We start from the raw sequence: 16343 nt of genomic DNA, 5'->3' as shown, positions 1-16343 counted from the left end.
CTCGCGGCGTAAACGCCTTAGCCGGGCTACCAGGCAGCACGATTTTGTAGCCCGGTAAGCCGGACCTGTCGCCAGACGGGGCTAGGCGCCGCCGCCGGGAAGCTCGCCAGCCGCCGCGCGGCGTTTGCCGACGCTACAGGCTGCGGCAAAGGCGATAACCACCATCACCGCCACGCAGCCGAGGGTCCATTCCCCCATCTGCGAGAAGAAATGCTGATAGGCGGCAATCGCCGTATCGCTGATTTGCGATTCGGTGGTCTGCTGGGCGACCACGCCCGCCAGCCAGTTGGCCACCGCGCCGGTGGCCAGCATATAAATACCGGTCAATACCCCGGTGACGCCGGGCATGTTCAGGCGGGTGATTTGCGCCATCGCGACCGGGTCGATAAACAGTTCGGCAAAGCCCATCATCGCCAGTCCAGCGACCATCATGCCCATCGAGGCCTGACCCTCAGCGGCGCCGTGGCGGGCGTTGAGCGCCAGCAGCATAAAGCCGCCGCCCATCAGCAGCAGGCCAAAAGCGAATTTCAACCAGACGCGCAGCACCGAACGCGCGCTGCCTTCCGGGCGCATCAGCCACGCCAGCGCCACGCCGGCCGCCATCACCGCCACCGCGTTAACCGACTGGAACAGCGCCGTCGGCACGTCCCAGTTCAGCAGGCGGCGGTTAACAAAGTGATCGATAAACAGGCTAATCGAGCTTCCCCCCTGCTGCGCCAGCACCCAAAACAGCGTCCCGGCAAGCATCAGCAGGACGATCTGCCACAGCGCGCGACGATGCTCCGGGGCTTTGATCATGATCCGCGCCACCATCTGGGCGGCGAACAGGCAGACGACCGCCAGCAGATAGCCGGACCAGTTGTTTTGCAGCAGCAGCGTGAAGAACACCGGCGCCAGGCAGAGCATCACCAGCAGCCAGCCCCAGGTCGGCAGCACGAATTTCACCGCCCGCAGCGCCGGTTTATCGACGCCGCGGGTATGCCGGAAGTGGCGGCTGCCGCTTAAGAAAATCATCAGGCCGATGAACATCCCGATCCCCGCCAGGGCGAAGCCGATATGCCAGCCGTACCACTGAGCCGCCAGCCCGCAGGCGATGGGCGCGGCGATGGAGCCGACGTTGCCGGCGGCGTACAGCAGCGAGAAGCCGCCGTCGCGACGCGGATCGTCGTGGGCGTAAAGTTCGCCAAGCAGGCAGCTGATATTGGATTTGAACAGGCCGTAGCCGCAGATAATGATCGCCAGCGCGACGTACAGGCTCCATGCGGAGGTCGACTCAACGCCCAGCACCACGTGGCCGAGGGTCATCAACAGCGCCCCGGCAATCACCGCCGTGCGGTTGCCGAGCAGGCGGTCGGCAAGCCAGCCGCCAAGAATAGGGGTAACGTAAACCAGAGAGGCGTAAGCGCTGAACAGGCTGATGGCGTGGCTGTCGTCGAAGCCAAGCTGGTGGGTGAGGTAGAGGATGAGTAAGGCGCGCATGCCGTAAAAGCTGAAGTACTCCCAGATCTGGATCGCAACGATGTAGTAAATCGCGCGCGGCTGTGAGGGTGTTTTCATGTGTTCTCCTTGCAGCGTGAAAAAGGGAAGTGGCAAGCCACTTCCCTGATGTGCGTCTATTACTTGTTATTCTCTTCTTTCAGCACTTTAACGGTGTAACGACCATCCGCCTGACGATAGGCGCCGTGGATATCGGTTTCGAAGCCCGGATAGTGGGCGCCGATTTCGCACAGCATCTGCAGGAACTCCAGCACCGGACGGCTCTCTTCGGTGATCATTTCACCCGGCATCACCAGCGGCACTCCCGGAGGATACGGCAGGATCATGTTGGCGTTGACGCGGCCGACCATCTCTTCGAGGTACACTTCTTCCGTCTGACCGTGCAGCTCTTTCTGGAACGCGGCATACGGGGTCATCACCATGGATGGCAGCACTTCAAACGCGCGGAACATCAGGTCCGGCAGGTTGTGATGCTCAACCAGTTTGTGAATGTTCTGCGCCAGGTCCTGAATACGCATGTTTTCATAGAATTCAGGATCTTCACGGTACAGCGACGGCAGCATGTTTTTCACCCGCAGGTTCAGGTCGAACGCGCGTTTGAAGTCGGTCAGCGCACGCAGCAGGCTCAGCGCTTTGGTTTTGTCGATACCGATGCTGAACAGGAACAGCAGGTTGTACGGACCGGTTTTCTCCACCACGATGCCGTGTTCGTCGAGATACTTCGCCACGATGCTGGCCGGAATACCGAACTCATCCATGGTGCCGTCTTTCTTCATCCCCGGGGTCAGCAGAGTGACTTTGATCGGGTCGAGATACATGTGCTCGTTGTCGATGTTTTTGAAACCGTGCCATGCGCTGTCGGAGCGCAGCGGCCAGCATTCAGGACCGTCGATATGTTCCGGCTGCCATACGTCGAAGAACCAGCCGTCAGACTCGCCTTTCAGACGTTTGATCTCTTTACGGAACTTGATGGAGCGTTCGATAGAGCCGTCGATCAGGCGCTTACCGGCGTTGCCTTTCATCATCGCCGCCGCGGTTTCGGTGGACGCCACGATCCCGTAGTGCGGGGAGGTGGTGGTGTGCATCATGTAGGCTTCGTTAAAGGTCTCTTCGTTAACATCGCCTTTCACGTGGATCATCGATGCCTGAGAGAACGCCGCCAACAGTTTGTGCGTGGACTGGGTTTCGTAAATCACTTTCCCTTCGACGCGGCCGCCGCTCATCCCGCATTTGCCTTCATAGATCGGCGAGAAGTTGGTGTAAGGCACCCATGCGGAGTCAAAGTGGATGGATTTCACATCCAGGGTTTTCTTGATGAAGTCAGTGTTGTACAGCAGACCATCGTAAGTCGAGTTGGTGATAACGGCGTGTACCGGCCAGGTCGCGTTCGGCGTCTCTTTCACACGCTTGGCGATAGTCGCGTGCTGGAATTCGCTCTGCGGGATACCGCCGAGGATGCCGTAGGCGTTACGGGTCGGACGGAAGTAGATCGGCGTAATGTCGCTCATCATCATCAGATGGGTCAGCGATTTGTGGCAGTTACGGTCAATCAGCACGGTGCTGCCGGCCGGCGCGGAGTACATACCGACGATTTTGTTGGCGGTCGAGGTGCCGTTAGTCACCATGTAGCTGCGTTCGGCGTTAAATACGCGAGCGATATACTCTTCCGCTTCTTTGTGCGGGCCGCTGTGGTCCAGCAGGGAACCGAGTTCAGAAACCGAAATCGAGATATCGGATTTCATGGTGTTGGAGCCAAAGAAATCGTAGAAGATGCTACCTACCGGGCTTTTCTGGAAGGCGGTACCGCCCATGTGGCCCGGGGTACAGAAGGTGTATTTGCCTTCACGCACATATTTGAACAGCGCTTTGGTCAGCGGCGGCAGAATGGTGTCGATGTATTCGTCAGTGTTCTGTTTGATTTTGTTCGCGATATCTTCCGCAGCGCCCAGCGCATATTCGAAGAAGCGAACCTGCATGCGCAGATCGTTCAGGCTAACGTCCAGCGTGGAGTAGGTGTTAGCGAACGCATACAGCGGCATGTACTCGTTCATTTTGCTGATTTCTTCGCACAGCTCGAGATTGTATTTATCCCAGTCGAAGATCACGCCGCACAGACGAGAGTTGTTTTCGATCAGTTTTAATAAGTCGTCACGGTCGTTCGGGTAGACAATGCGGAAGTCCAGGCGTTCGAGAGCACGATGCAGTTCACGGATGGGTTCTTCTTTGAAGTAAACCCCCATGTGATTCATGATTGCAATAACGTTCATAGTCAAATCTCCAGATGTAGAAAGCCCCTCCCGTCGCGCTATGACAGGTGATGGAAGGAGCCTCAGGAAAAAGGGTTACTGATTAGTGCGCGTTAGCGGGGCTGTTGCTATCCGATGCGTTGCTCTGGCGCTGGTGCATTTTGCGACCGTAGAACATCAGGATAATCAGGCTAACGATAAAGGTGCCGGCCAGTTCGAAGGAGCTTGCGCCCATCAGCGCGATGAAGCAGAACACGCAACCCAGTACCGAACAAATCAGGCTGACGAAGTTACGGATGTTGATGCCTTCGAAGCGAATCAGGTCAACACAGGAGTAGAAGTAAGGCAGCATGGTCAGCAGTACCGCGATACCGGTCAGTTCGCCGAACAGGTCAGAGGCTTTACCACCGGCGGAGTTCATCAGGGTAATCAGCACCATCAGCGCGGTCATTTTCACCGCGGCCAGCAGCAGGCCTTTTTTCGGGATACCGTTGCTATCGACTTCGCCATACACTTTCGGGAAGTTGCCATCGTTGGCGGCACGCACACCCGCCTGGCCAACCAGCATCATCCACGAGCCTAGAGAAGTCAGGCAGGCGAAGGCGGTGAAAGCGGATACCATCGGCGCAGCCCAGCCGCCGAGGATGGTGGAGGCGCTAATCGCGAACGGCGCACCGGACGCTGCCATCTGAGAAGCAGGATACATACCGGCGATAACCTGAGTCGCGGCGATGTAGACGATACCGGCCATCGCGGTACCCAGCATGGTGGCCAGCGGCACGGTACGTTTCGGGTTTTTCACCATCCCGGTACTCACGGCGGCGGATTCTACGCCAACGAAGGCCCACAGGCAGAGCAGGATACTTTTGATGACCGCGTGGCTATCGGTGGTGCTGGAGGTGTTCCAGTTCGCCTGATAGGTAGCGACATCAAACCAGTGCCAGCCGACGACCGCGGTCATGACTACCGGAATAAGCACCAGCACCAGACCAATGGTGGTCAGACGGCTGACCCAGGTCCCGCCGAGCATATTAACGAAAGTAAAGATCCACACGATGGCAATACAGGCAATCCCTGCTGGCACCGGGTTATTTAAAATAGGGAAGAACGTAGACAGATAAGAAACTGCGGTAATCCCGATAGCCAGGTTACCAATCCAGTTTGCGTGATAATAAAGTACACCGGTCTGGAAACCGAATGCCGGAGATATTTCCCCTGCATAAGCAATGGGACCACCCTGCTGCGGGTTTTTAGTGGCCAGTCGGGCATAAACATAAGCCAGAGACATCGCACCAATAATTGAAATTACCCAGCCCCAAATGGCAATACCACCGATGCTGGCCAGGTTCGCAGGTAATAATGCAATACCGCTCCCCATCATATTACCGGCGACGACACCGGTACAGGCAAATAGCCCGATCTTCTTGGCAGAACTCATGGTTGTTTTTCTCCTAAGTTTATTTGGGAGGTACAGATCATGATACAGAACCATTAATTGACCCGACCAACTGCCAACAAGATTACTGATTTGTACGAGATAAGTCCTAAAGATAAAGTGAAATAACAACAAACATCAGACAAATGATATTTTGACCTTTTTCGCTTAACATATAAACATGACAACAGGGTGTCAGAAAAAGATAAACATTGTTGTTTTACATGAACTTAGATGATGGGCGGTGTGTTACCGAACTGTTATTCAAGGCCTCCTGAATGCTAAATATAAATAACAACAGGAGGCTTCATGAGAAACATAAATTTAACCTCATCATGCCAAAAACCTTTCGCATGATGAGGGTTTACTTATTCTGAAGAGAGGAAATTATCGAGATACGGAACAACCCGGTTGACCGACGTCTGGAAAACTCCGTTTTCAATCCAGTACAATGTGTCTCCACCGGGTCGTAAATTAAACGCCGTAATGTAAGAATCCGCTGCCAGCCGGTTCTCACCTTTCATCTCATAGACTTTGCCTAACAGCACATAATTCAGCCATGACATCTCTAAATCGATCGCGTGGTTAATTGCTGTGTTCGCTTCGTCAACTTTTCCCTTCCCCAGCAAATCCACTGCGTTTATTTGATAATAAATCGCCATATCTTTTATACCCGGCATCTCCCCTACCCGCTCAACTTCGCTGTAAAGGGCTGCCAGCTGTTTATCATCCAGCGGCTGTTGCGAATGGCGTAATACATCCACCAGCGTTTTTTCGGCATACGCGTAAATAAAATCAGGCGCCCGCTTAATCACATCATCCAGCAGGCTGCTGGCCTTGCTTAATGAGTCAACATCGCCCTTCATTAACAGCTGATGCGACTGGTAGAAATAGGTTAACGCCACGCTTTGCGAGGGCTGATATTGCCTGAGCATCGCCTGCATTCGCGCCGGCCACGGCTGCGCCAGCGCGTCCGACAGGCTGTTCATCAGATCGTTCTGGATGGTGAGCTGGTTGTCATTGGTCACAAAGTAGCGCTTATCGAGCATCGTCGAGCTGTCGGCGTTATCCACCAGCTGGACCGACATAAAGCATTGCTGCGCCCGGTAGTGGCGCTGATTGACGAATTCAATGGTCAGCGTTTTACCGGAACTGCTCGGCTCATTGATGTTGTAGTCTGTTTTGTCATGCACCATAAAGGTCGAGAAGGTGTTCAGCGAGGTGGTGATCAGGCTGGCCAGGCCGACCGCGTAGGAGTGCTGCGAAGACCAGTTGGTGCAGGAGTTACCATTGACCAGGTGGATATCGATATCGCGCGGGTTGAGTAGCAGGCGCGCCTTGTTGACCGGCGGCCGCGATTCCATGCTCGACAGCGCCACCAGCGCCACGCAGGTGCCCAGCGCCAGCAGAAACAGCCCCCACACCAGGGCGGTGGTGAGCCGTTTACGCACTGACGGCGCGCTGGCACCTGTCGGCGCGGGAGCTGGCGCGGCGGGATCGGCGGTGGAGATGGGCGCGTCCGGCGGCGCACCGGCAGCCGGCGGCGCGGGAGCGGCGACCGATGGCGAAGGCGTCAGCGCCTCCATCTGCGGGGCGAGTTCCTCCCCCTCTTCGGTGCACCAGATCACCGGCACCGTGAGCTTATACCCCCGTTTGGGTACCGTCGCGATGTACTCAAGGCTAACGTCGTCGCCGTCTTTGAGCGACTTGCGCAGTTCGGAAATACTCTGCGTGACGACGTGGCTGGTCACAACGTTCCGGGTCCAGACGTTTTCGATAAGCTCGTCCCGGCTAAGCACTTCCCCCGGATGGCGAGCAAAAAAGACCAGAAGGTCGATTAAACGCGGTTCAAGGGTAAGCTGGCGCCCCTTCCTGCTGATTTGGTTTACAGAGGGGGTTACCAGCCATTCACCGACGCGAACAACAGGTTGTAGCATACAAGAAAGCCCCAGACAAAAAGGGAAAGGCGCGATGATAACACATTTGTCCTACCTATTTTTGCCAGGGGTCACTCCCTCAGGCATTAGGCTGGAATTCGCCTTTTAGCGACAATAAAAAGCAATATTTCATTAACATCGTGATCATCAAAACTATATATAGCGATAAAAATGCGTTTTCGCCGTCGCTTAGCCGGTGGAACGCGGGCGGCGGAAAAAAATAAGCCCGGAGGCGTAACGCGCTCCAGGCTCAGTCAGTGGCGTGCCGTTACGGCAGCGGCACAATCGATTATTTATACACTTCCGCTGTGGCTTCAAAGTTAGGGCCATGCTCACGCGCAGCAGTAATCACGTAGTACTTTCCGCCTTTCTCATCGGCCAGCTTAGAGAGCTGATCGTGCAGATCGGAGGGCGAAGAGAACTCACCGCCGGACGGCCCCACCGAGATCGGTCCGACCTTGGTCAGTTTGAAGTGTTTCACTTCTTCTTTGGTGATCAACTGCGCGGCGGAGGCGCCAAATGCAACGGCTGAAAGGGCTAACGCGACTATCACTTTTTTCATCCTAAAATCTCCTTGGAATAGGCCTTCAGTCAGGCCCTTTCAGTATAGACGGCGATTTACTAAGCGTGCTACCGATGCGCTGATTTTTTGGCCGCAGCGTTTAGTAACGCGGCGGCACTCCTTCCGGGCGGGTCTTAAAACGCCGGTGCAGCCACATATATTGCTCGGGCGCCATCAGGATGCACTGTTCGATAATCTGGTTCATCCACGCCGCCGTCACCTCGGCGCTTGCCAGCGGCGGCGTGCGCTCCGGCGTCAGGGAGATCAATTCATATCCCCTACCGTTGGGCTTGCGTCGGGGAACAAACGGCACAATCGTCGCTCCGGACATTTTCGCCAGCATCCAGGTGCCGGTGGTGGTCGCCGCCTGCTCGACGGCAAACAGCGGCGCAAAAACGCTGCTGGCCGGGCCGTAATCATGATCCGGCGCGTACCAGAGGATCTCCCCCTCTTTCAGCGCCCTGACCATCCCTTTCAGATTTTTTCGATCCAGCATGGTCTTGTTCGAGCGCAAGCGTCCCCAGGTCTGCAGCCAGTCAATCAGCGGGTTATCATTGGGCCGGTAGACGCCGATGCCCGGGGTAAACATGCCATACATCCGCGCCCCCATCTCGAGGGTGAGAAAATGAATGCCGATCAGTAAGATGCCCTGCTTTTGTTCGAGGAGGTCGACCACCTCGTTCACGCCGCTGGTCTCGGTCCAGCGCGCCACCCGGTGCGTCGGCCAGAACCAGGCCATGCCGGTCTCCATCAGCCCCATGCCCAACGATTCAAAGTTTTTCACCAGCAGCGCCTCACGCTCGGCGACGCTCATCGCGGGAAAACAGAGTTCCAGATTACGTCTGGCAATCCGCGCGCGACTTTTCATCACCCGCATTGCCAGCCGCCCGAGCGTCGTGCCCAGTCGGTAGATCACCGGATACGGTAATTGCACCAGCAGCCATAACAAGCCAATTCCCAGCCATAATAGCCAGTAACGCGGGTGCAATAGCGCGCGGGAAAATTTGGGTAAATTTGACATAGTAATCCTGTTAATTCACTCAATAATAGCTGAGCAAAAACCGCGAAATAAAGTAGCGGATCCTGCAGGTTATATTTTTCCAATTCGTGCGGTAATACTCAGTCACAAAGTGCGTTATTATAAGCCGATTCCATGATAATTTCAGCCCTTGCGCTGGGGTTACTCTAGTATTAGACACTTAGCGTAAAATTTCCTGATTTGTGCATAAATAAATAAACCTAACCTCTACGACGCGGCCGATTGCCGATAAAATCGCCAGTGCCTTATCCTCAGCCTCTCGCACAAAGCCTTTTTTACTCACGCTTTATTATGGCGATAGCCAACGCAAACAGGCCGTTTCGCCCGGTCTAACATGGTCAGCATGCGGTTATTTGTGACTCGGGCAAAGGTTAAGCATCACCAATGCGGATCCTTTTCCCAGATATGCTACGTTTACAGCGCTCATTCGACGCAAGTGCCTTTGCCGACGTCGTCGCTTTCAGAAGCCATAGTGAGAAGGAACTATGACAATGAATTATCAATTAGTGAAGCAAGTCAGAGAAAATAACACATTAAGAAAAAGCTTCATTGACCTTGCCGTTAAGACTTTCGACCTGTCTTTTGAAGAGTGGTATCAACAAGGTTACTGGACTGACGCCTATATCCCCTACGCCTTTGTCGAACGTAATAAAATTATCGCTAACGCCTCGGCCAACATCATCGATCTGCGCTGGCAGGGCGAACCCCGGCGTTATATTCAGATTGGCACCGTGATGACCGAACCGGACCACCGTAATAAGGGACTAGCCGGTCAGCTTATCCATCACATCCTGCAGGACTGGCAGCAGGAGGCGGACGCCTTCTTTTTATTTGCCAATCCCACCACGGTGGATTTTTACCCCAAATTTGGTTTCACCCGCAGCGAAGAGCATCAATATATTATGCCGGTCTCTCCGCGCGCCGGTGATTTTCGCAAGCTGGATATGGACCGCGCGGACGATGTCGCCCTGCTCCGCCATTACTATGAAAAATCCAACCCGTTCTCACCGCTGCGGGTGGAGCACAACTTTGGCCTGCTGATGTTTTACTGCTCCGCCTTTATGAAGCATTTCGTTTACTATTCGGCAAAAAATGAGGCGGTGGTTATCGCCATGCAAAACGGCCCGGTGTTGATCTGCTTTGACATGTTCTGCGACACGGGCAAAAGCCTGTCGACGCTGGTCAACGAGCTGGCCGATGACCATGTTTACCAGGCCATCCTCGGTTTTACCCCCAATGAAGACCGGCTCGGCGAGTACGAGAAGATTGAGGGAGAAGATATCCTCTTTGTCTATGACCACAAGGAAAACCTGTTTAAAGACAGGAAGTTGATGTTTCCTTTACTGGCGCATGCCTGACGGCGCCGCGCCGTCAGGCCGATCAGTTATAGGTCACCACGAAGGTCGCGCTGGCATTCGCCTCGCCCGCTGTCACCGAAGGTTGGGTCTGGATATAACGGGCCTGATAGGCAAAACGGTAATTCGTCTGGCTACCCTTGCTTCCGGACCAGATCTGGCTCACCTGGTTTAGCGGCACCAGAGCGCCGCCGGCGGTGAGGATCTGCACGCCGAGCCCGGATGCGCCTTCAGGTTGGTCATCGATTTTAATCACCTCGTTGGCGGCCATGGCGCTGTCCGCCGTCGCGTTAAACTGCATAAACACGCTGCCGACATTTTCACACTCCGTCAGGTTGATGTTAAAGGGGATCGGGGCGGTAGTGCTGTTGAGTCCGGTAAACGCCGTTTTATTATGCCGCCCGAGGAAGACGTTAATATTTTTACTGTCGTCTGTAATCTTGCAGGTGGGCGATTTGATATGGATACAGAGCCCGCTGACGCTAAAACGCATCGCCTGCACGCCGCCCAGAAAAATATCGCCGAGGTAATCGTTAAGACAATACTCGCCTGGCGGCGGCAGGCCGCCGTTGTCGGCAATACGCCAGAAATAGATGGTCGGTTTTTTATTTTCCGCCTGAAATGCGCGCTGGCCGGAAAATACCGGCGCGGAAGGCCAGGCCGTGAACAGGGGATCGAAATTAATGCCATCCTGTTCCCCCATCTGAAAGCTGTAGCCGATGCCCGGCAGGCGGTCGATGCTATAGATATCCCCCGGCTTGCCGTTTCCCGCCGGGCCGACCCGGGAGCCGCCAATGCTCTGAAACCCGCCGGACTCGCTGCCGCTGCAGGCGATCTCCCAGCGCTCATTATTGGTGATTATCATCCCGCCGTAACTGTACAGCAGGGAGCCGACGGGGCGATTGCTGACGTCAAGGTTGATACTGGCCTGGCTGACGTTGACCGAATACTCGATAGTTTTACCACTCACCATCTGGCACGCCGCCGACGGCGAGGCGCAATAGCCCCAGGCCAGTAAGAGGGCTCCCCCTGATGCGATGATTTTTTTCATATTATTTCTCCTTTAATCCGGGACGGCAGACCTGGTGCGGCGTACCTCTGCTATCCTGCTGCGCCGCCTCGCCGTGGATGGCATAGTCCAACCGGCAGCGCTGCGCGCTGCGTTCCCCCCAGACTACCGAGACGCTACCGCGGACCTGCGGCACCCGGGCATACAGCAGCCCGCCCTGACCGACAGCGCCAATCGCCTGGTCGCTGTCGTCTAATACTTCCGCGCCCAGTGGCGGCGCCGCGCCATCGGACAGCGTGACGTGGGCAAACCACGGGTAGCCGGTGCGCGTGACAAATTTTACCTTCACCGCAGCGCCCGAATCGGGCACCACCGTCGTGCTGCTGGAAACGATCTCCACATGGTCGTTCATGCCCTGCGGATCGAGATCGAGCCAGTTATCGGTAAAGGGATCGAGGTAAGGGATAATCGTGAAACCCTGGCGATTAATCGGCTGTCCGAGGCGGTTCGCCACCCTGGCCCCCGCCGCGCCGGGCGCTTCCACAATCGCAAAGGTCTCACCCAGCTCGGGGGTGGCGGTCATTCCGCCCTGATGCGCCACCAGGGCACCCGATGCCCCCAGCGAATACTGCTGCTGATGTCGACCCGCGCTGGCGCTGGCATTCAGGTACGCATAATCCGTCCGCAGATTACCGTTGGCCCCCACGCTGGCTTCATGCGGGTTCTGCCGCGGCATGTCGTAGCTGGCTGTCAGGCCGTAGCTGAAGGCGTTTTTAGCGCCAGCGCTGCCGGTATAGCTGGACTGCAGCTGGCTGCCGTAGTTCTTATCGTGGTTAAAGCGGGTGGTCAGGCTGCCCGCCGGGCCGAACGTCAGCGAGAAAGAGGCCCCCACCACCTGATTATTGCGGTGATGTATATCCTGACTCTGCTGGGCGTACAGATAGTAATTGAGCCGACCATAACGATTGGCGTACCCCAGCTGATAGGAGCGCCAGCGGTGGTGGCGGACGTCCTCACTCCATATTCCGTTAAACGACAGACTGCCGCTACCTGCCTGCTGGGACAATGTCGCGCTGTAGCGCGTCATCTCTCGCCAGTCATTGGGATGACTGTCATGCTCCCAGGCGGCATCGCGAATGGATCGATAGTTGCCGTCGTTGCTGTGGCTCATCGACACCAGCATTCGCGTGTCAGAGGAGAAGGATTTTGATACGGACACCCGCCAGCGATAGCCCTCCTGCCAGCCGCGTTCCCTGCCCCTGGCCGCAGAACGAGAAAGATCGACCGCCAGCGCCCCCCAGTAAGTGTTGAAGGCGCTGCCGACCAGCGTCGAGTAATAATCCGTCGTCGCGTTGGCCCCGGTGTAGCCGCTGACATAATCATTGAAGCCGTACTGCACCGTTGCTTCGCCAAATCCCGGCCGCACGGCGATCCCGTTCTCATCCAGATAGCCCAGCGACAGGTCATAATAGACGGCGCCGGCCCGCACCAGACCAGGTAGCACAGCGTAAGGCACGGTAAAGGTGTCCTGACTGCCGTCCGCCTCATGGATCGTCACCTGTAAATCGCCGCCGGCGTTGGTGGGATAGAGATCGTCGAAGGTGAACTTACCCGGCGGAACCGTTGCCTCGTACAACAGGGCACCGTTCTGGGTGACCGTCACGCGAGCATTAGTGCGCGCCACCCCGCTGATCGACGGCGCAAAGCCGCGACGGGAGCCCGGCAGCATGCGGACATCGGTGGCCAGCCTGCCGCCGATAAAACTGACGCTGTCAAAGAAGGTCCCGTCGGTCCACCCCTGACCCAGCCGTAAGGTGGAAGCCCAGTTCACCAGACTTCTCTCTGCCCAGGTGGCGATGCTATCCCAATGCTTATCCCCGGCCTGAGCCTGGTAGCTGGACTGGTGATGTAACCGCCAGCCAAAGGCGCGCAGGCTGGCATCCAGGCCGAGGTAATGATGGCTGCTGCTATCCCCGTCGACGATGCTCTGATAGCTGTTGGCCTGATAGCGCAGCACCGCGGCGGGCACGCCGCTGTCTACCTTCTTCAGATTCACCGCCCCGCGATAAGGGGATTGCAGCAGCGCCTGGGGCATATTCACCCGCAGGACATTTTCTCCGCTGTCATACTCCCAGGCAATCGCCTTATCGATTTGCGCAAAGCGCAGGCAGGTGGCCGCCGCCGGCCATTGAGCGTCCTTCAGCTGCAGGGCGTCGAACAGCGAGGGCGAGATGCAGGGCTCGAGCTGGCCATCGTATTCCTGGATAACAAACGTCTCTTCCGCCATGTCCCGGCCATTCACCGAGAGGAGGCTGCGATACTGTCCGGGGTGCAGCGGATTACCGTATTGATATTTCTGGAGATCAACCGGCGCGGCGCCGTGCAAATGGGCACGGTTAAAACTAAACGCTTCTGCCGCCCATGCCTCTTGCCAGGGTAGGAGGAGCATTAACCCAAACTTGATCTCCCTGAGTTTCATAATAATGTCCTTACTGAGGATAATTATGATTCACTACTGCGCCGTAATCATTGATGGTGGTGAAGCTGAATCTCGCTGGCAGCATGTGCAGCGCGGCCCCTTTAGGCGTGATAACCAGCGAGGAAAAAGGGGCGACCATGCCAGCGGACTGTTTTTGTCCGTTAAGGGTGATGCTGTCGATGGTGATATAGCGCGATGAGGCATTACTCACCCGCAGACCACCGCCTGCGGGAGCCAGCGCCCAGCTCAGCGCTTTGTCCGGCGCTATTTTGTCCGCCGCCACGCCTGCCGGACGGTAAAACAGCTTGATGCGCGACCGTATCGCGAGTTGCAGATAATTGATTGCCGTGCCGTTTTTCGGCTCAGGCGGGATGTCCAGCAGATTGAACCAGAATAGCGATTCCCGATCCTGGGGCAGACGGCTGCCGTTGAACACCAGGCGCCAGCTTTGGCCTTTTCCCGGCTCAATGCGCACAATCGGCGGCAGCACAATAAACGGCGCCGAATCTTTTTCCGGTCGATTTTGCACGCGGCCATCGTCGACCCAGACCTGGGTCAGCGACGGCGTCTCCCCCACATTGGTGGCCCTGACCGCGATCTCTTTTTTGTCGCCGGGAAAAACGATCCGTGTGCCGTCAATAACCATGCTGGCATCCGCCGAGGGTAAAATGCTGGAAAGCAGCCATGCCAGAACCATACGCCGCATATTCACCTCCTCCTTGCCGGGTGGATAAACGGCCCCTGATCGGGGCCGTGGACTGGGTTTACGGATAGACCACCGTAAAGTTGACGTAGGTCGCGACTTTTCCAGCCGTAGCGGCGTCGGTCGCATAGTAGCGGGCGTAGAAAGGCAGCGAAGCGGAACCATCCTGCTCAGCGACCGCCACCGGGATCACCGAAGGGCGGGCAACGGTGCCGTCCGCAGCAATCGTCGGGCTCTCCGCGAGGTTAATCGCCGTAAACCGGGTGTTCAGCAGCTCCACATCGACATTTTCTGCTTCCGTGCCGTCAGACAGAGTGTTTTTTAGTCGCCCCTCCGTGGAAACGAATTGATCCTTCTCGAAGTACACCGAGACATCGGATCCCGGGGTACAGCTCATCAGATCGATGGTGAAGGGAACGACGCCCGCCGTCTCGCCCGCGCTGCTGAGCGCCGAACGCTGGACCGTCGGCAGAGTCACCGTCTTGTCTTTATTCACTACCGTACAGGTATTTTCGATGACTTCACCATTAAAGGTGACTTTGCCATCAGCAGCCTGCGCCGCTACCGGAGAAAGCATCATCATCGCGACGAAAGATGCCGTTCCTTTGCTATATTTTTTCATAATCACTCCTCATCACCACGCTTATGGCAGGATCGTTCAGGAAATACCCCTGGCGTACTTTCTACGTACAATTTATTAATACTCAGCTATTGGATTAGCCGGTTATCTTTTAACCCCTTCCTTGCACTGACATCCTACTCATTTCGTCATTTATTATTCAAACTCACCACCAGGACAGTTTCTTATTTTTATAGAATAGTCTTAAAGTCATGCGAATAAATAAAAACAAAAAAACATAAATAAAAACACAACATCCTGAAAATTAAGAGAAATTTTTATTTTTTATTTCATTGAAAACATCTAAAAAATGCGATCTACCTATCTCACCCTGATTATCGCCATTATCCTCCTGCACCCTCCCCCCTGGATTCACACCGCAGGGAGTATGTTATTTTTGATCTTTAATACCTACAGTAAATTGTCGAATCAAGCAGGACAGCATGCACAGCTGTATTTATGCCAGGAGGTCATTATGTTGATCTGCATTACGGATTCAGAATATTTTAATATTGCGCTGAAGGCGTATATTAATGAGCCCCACAGCAAGCCTCTGGATATTAAAGAATTGATCTGTTACCCATTTAGCGGGCAGAGTGAGATGTTTTATACTTTTTTTGCGACCGATGCCGGTGCCCGGTTAAGCACCATCCTGATCGATTACAGCCGCGCCAGCATCGAAGTGCTGCAGGTCGCACTGAGCCTTAAAGCATTTAATCCCCTGCTCCGTATCTTTCTTTTTACCAGGCCTGGCTACACGCTGAGCGAACTGGAAAGCAGCCTGGCCATCGTGGTCGGCGCGGAGTTTATTACCTGCTTTGCCGGGCTCAGCGCGGCGCTGGCCCGCTGGCCGCTACGGTCATCCCCGCCGGCAAACAAACTTTATATCGCGATCCCGGACAGCTATAACCTGACCCGTAAGGAGACCTTTTTAATCAGCCTGCTGATGGGGGGGATGCCGTTGTGCCACGTGGCCAGCACCATGCAGCTCACGATCAAACGGGTCTACTATTATCGTTCACGCGTGCTCAGCAAGCTGGCGGTAAAAAATAACGTGGAATTGGTCACTAAAGTTCAGGGAATGGTATTGCGCCACTATCGACAGGAGACTGGCCATGAAATCGTATCTCTACGCTAAAGATCGCCTCATGCTGATGATCCTGAGCTGGCTTAACGCCGACGAGACGCTCCCGTCTCGCCACGATTATCATCAGGCCGAGGCCCTGCTCTGCACGCTGCATATTCCCTATGTGCTGAAGCCCGACCTGGAACAGCTAAGGGCTACGCTGCAGCCGTTACTCACCACCGCCGGGCCGCAGGTCGGCGAGGTAAACGCATTTATAAGCGCCTTGCTAACGCTGTATACCCGACTCACCGAATATACCGCCGTTGAGCACTACCTGCTCTCCCGGCACCTCTGAGTGACATGCCGCCAGGGCAGGAAGACGCCGCGCGCCTCCTG

The 16343-nt window shown here is 55.7% G+C and carries 13 protein-coding genes; 3 read left to right on the top strand and 10 right to left on the bottom strand.

Annotated features, from left to right (window positions below; genetic code table 11):
* Window positions 1-81 precede the first annotated feature (81 nt).
* The 6 genes from dtpD to ACOI7D_RS18135 form a co-directional block, all read right to left on the bottom strand.
* Window positions 82-1557: a dipeptide permease DtpD gene (gene dtpD / locus ACOI7D_RS18160; RefSeq protein WP_044521382.1), complete on the bottom strand. Its 1476-nt coding sequence runs from the start codon at window positions 1555-1557 to the stop codon at window positions 82-84.
* Window positions 1558-1616: 59 nt separating this feature from the next.
* Window positions 1617-3764, bottom strand: coding sequence for a lysine decarboxylase CadA (cadA, locus tag ACOI7D_RS18155; protein WP_023288680.1), 2148 nt, complete (start codon window positions 3762-3764; stop codon window positions 1617-1619).
* 82 nt (window positions 3765-3846) lie between these two features.
* Window positions 3847-5181, bottom strand: coding sequence for a cadaverine/lysine antiporter (cadB, locus tag ACOI7D_RS18150; protein WP_023288679.1), 1335 nt, complete (start codon window positions 5179-5181; stop codon window positions 3847-3849).
* Window positions 5182-5546: 365 nt separating this feature from the next.
* Window positions 5547-7115: a lysine decarboxylation/transport transcriptional activator CadC gene (gene cadC / locus ACOI7D_RS18145; RefSeq protein WP_044521381.1), complete on the bottom strand. Its 1569-nt coding sequence runs from the start codon at window positions 7113-7115 to the stop codon at window positions 5547-5549.
* Window positions 7116-7404: 289 nt separating this feature from the next.
* Complete coding sequence (locus ACOI7D_RS18140; RefSeq protein WP_002892402.1) at window positions 7405-7677, bottom strand: DUF1471 domain-containing protein; 273 nt, start codon at window positions 7675-7677, stop codon at window positions 7405-7407.
* Window positions 7678-7777: 100 nt separating this feature from the next.
* On the bottom strand, window positions 7778-8698 hold the full coding sequence (locus ACOI7D_RS18135; protein WP_060589558.1) for a Kdo(2)-lipid IV(A) acyltransferase: 921 nt from the start codon (window positions 8696-8698) through the stop codon (window positions 7778-7780).
* A 509-nt stretch (window positions 8699-9207) separates the two neighbouring features.
* On the opposite strand from ACOI7D_RS18135, the gene ACOI7D_RS18130 reads away from it, so the two are divergent.
* Window positions 9208-10074, top strand: a complete 867-nt coding sequence (locus ACOI7D_RS18130) for a GNAT family N-acetyltransferase (RefSeq protein ID WP_109546587.1) — start codon at window positions 9208-9210, stop codon at window positions 10072-10074.
* A 22-nt stretch (window positions 10075-10096) separates the two neighbouring features.
* On the opposite strand, the gene ACOI7D_RS18125 is transcribed toward ACOI7D_RS18130, so the two are convergent.
* The 4 genes from ACOI7D_RS18125 to ACOI7D_RS18110 are packed head-to-tail and all read right to left on the bottom strand — an operon-like array spanning window position 10097 to window position 14884.
* Entirely contained in the window at window positions 10097-11122 is a 1026-nt protein-coding gene (locus ACOI7D_RS18125; RefSeq protein WP_048296920.1) for a fimbrial protein, read from the bottom strand.
* Between the two features lies 1 nt (window position 11123).
* Window positions 11124-13559, bottom strand: coding sequence for a fimbria/pilus outer membrane usher protein (locus ACOI7D_RS18120; protein WP_109546588.1), 2436 nt, complete (start codon window positions 13557-13559; stop codon window positions 11124-11126).
* Window positions 13560-13569: 10 nt separating this feature from the next.
* Window positions 13570-14265, bottom strand: coding sequence for a molecular chaperone (locus ACOI7D_RS18115; protein ID WP_032454278.1), 696 nt, complete (start codon window positions 14263-14265; stop codon window positions 13570-13572).
* A gap of 58 nt (window positions 14266-14323) precedes the next feature.
* Complete coding sequence (locus ACOI7D_RS18110) at window positions 14324-14884, bottom strand: fimbrial protein (RefSeq protein WP_048296917.1); 561 nt, start codon at window positions 14882-14884, stop codon at window positions 14324-14326.
* Between the two features lie 472 nt (window positions 14885-15356).
* Here ACOI7D_RS18110 and ACOI7D_RS18105 point away from each other — a divergent pair, with 472 nt between their 5' ends.
* Together ACOI7D_RS18105 and ACOI7D_RS18100 are read left to right on the top strand one after the other, a co-directional pair.
* Window positions 15357-16019, top strand: coding sequence for a LuxR C-terminal-related transcriptional regulator (locus ACOI7D_RS18105; RefSeq protein ID WP_048296915.1), 663 nt, complete (start codon window positions 15357-15359; stop codon window positions 16017-16019).
* On the top strand, window positions 15997-16302 hold the full coding sequence (locus tag ACOI7D_RS18100) for a hypothetical protein (RefSeq protein WP_044521373.1): 306 nt from the start codon (window positions 15997-15999) through the stop codon (window positions 16300-16302). Before ACOI7D_RS18105 ends, ACOI7D_RS18100 begins: the two co-directional genes overlap by 23 nt.
* Window positions 16303-16343: the final 41 nt, after the last annotated feature.

This window comes from Klebsiella sp. C360 (assembly GCF_048822415.1).
GTDB lineage: Bacteria > Pseudomonadota > Gammaproteobacteria > Enterobacterales > Enterobacteriaceae > Klebsiella > Klebsiella quasipneumoniae.
The sequence above is the reverse complement of the archived record's forward strand: the minus strand, read 5'-3'. Positions and strand labels throughout refer to the sequence as shown.

Coding starts and splice junctions, on each gene's coding strand:
- ACOI7D_RS18130 (WP_109546587.1), top strand. CDS start 9,208: ATGAATTATCAATTAGTGAAGCAAGTCAGAGAAAATAACACATTAAGA.
- cadB (WP_023288679.1), bottom strand. CDS start 5,181: ATGAGTTCTGCCAAGAAGATCGGGCTATTTGCCTGTACCGGTGTCGTC.
- ACOI7D_RS18135 (WP_060589558.1), bottom strand. CDS start 8,698: ATGTCAAATTTACCCAAATTTTCCCGCGCGCTATTGCACCCGCGTTAC.
- dtpD (WP_044521382.1), bottom strand. CDS start 1,557: ATGAAAACACCCTCACAGCCGCGCGCGATTTACTACATCGTTGCGATC.
- ACOI7D_RS18120 (WP_109546588.1), bottom strand. CDS start 13,559: ATGAAACTCAGGGAGATCAAGTTTGGGTTAATGCTCCTCCTACCCTGG.
- ACOI7D_RS18115 (WP_032454278.1), bottom strand. CDS start 14,265: ATGCGGCGTATGGTTCTGGCATGGCTGCTTTCCAGCATTTTACCCTCG.
- cadC (WP_044521381.1), bottom strand. CDS start 7,115: ATGCTACAACCTGTTGTTCGCGTCGGTGAATGGCTGGTAACCCCCTCT.
- ACOI7D_RS18100 (WP_044521373.1), top strand. CDS start 15,997: ATGAAATCGTATCTCTACGCTAAAGATCGCCTCATGCTGATGATCCTG.
- ACOI7D_RS18110 (WP_048296917.1), bottom strand. CDS start 14,884: ATGAAAAAATATAGCAAAGGAACGGCATCTTTCGTCGCGATGATGATG.
- ACOI7D_RS18140 (WP_002892402.1), bottom strand. CDS start 7,677: ATGAAAAAAGTGATAGTCGCGTTAGCCCTTTCAGCCGTTGCATTTGGC.
- cadA (WP_023288680.1), bottom strand. CDS start 3,764: ATGAACGTTATTGCAATCATGAATCACATGGGGGTTTACTTCAAAGAA.
- ACOI7D_RS18105 (WP_048296915.1), top strand. CDS start 15,357: ATGTTGATCTGCATTACGGATTCAGAATATTTTAATATTGCGCTGAAG.
- ACOI7D_RS18125 (WP_048296920.1), bottom strand. CDS start 11,122: ATGAAAAAAATCATCGCATCAGGGGGAGCCCTCTTACTGGCCTGGGGC.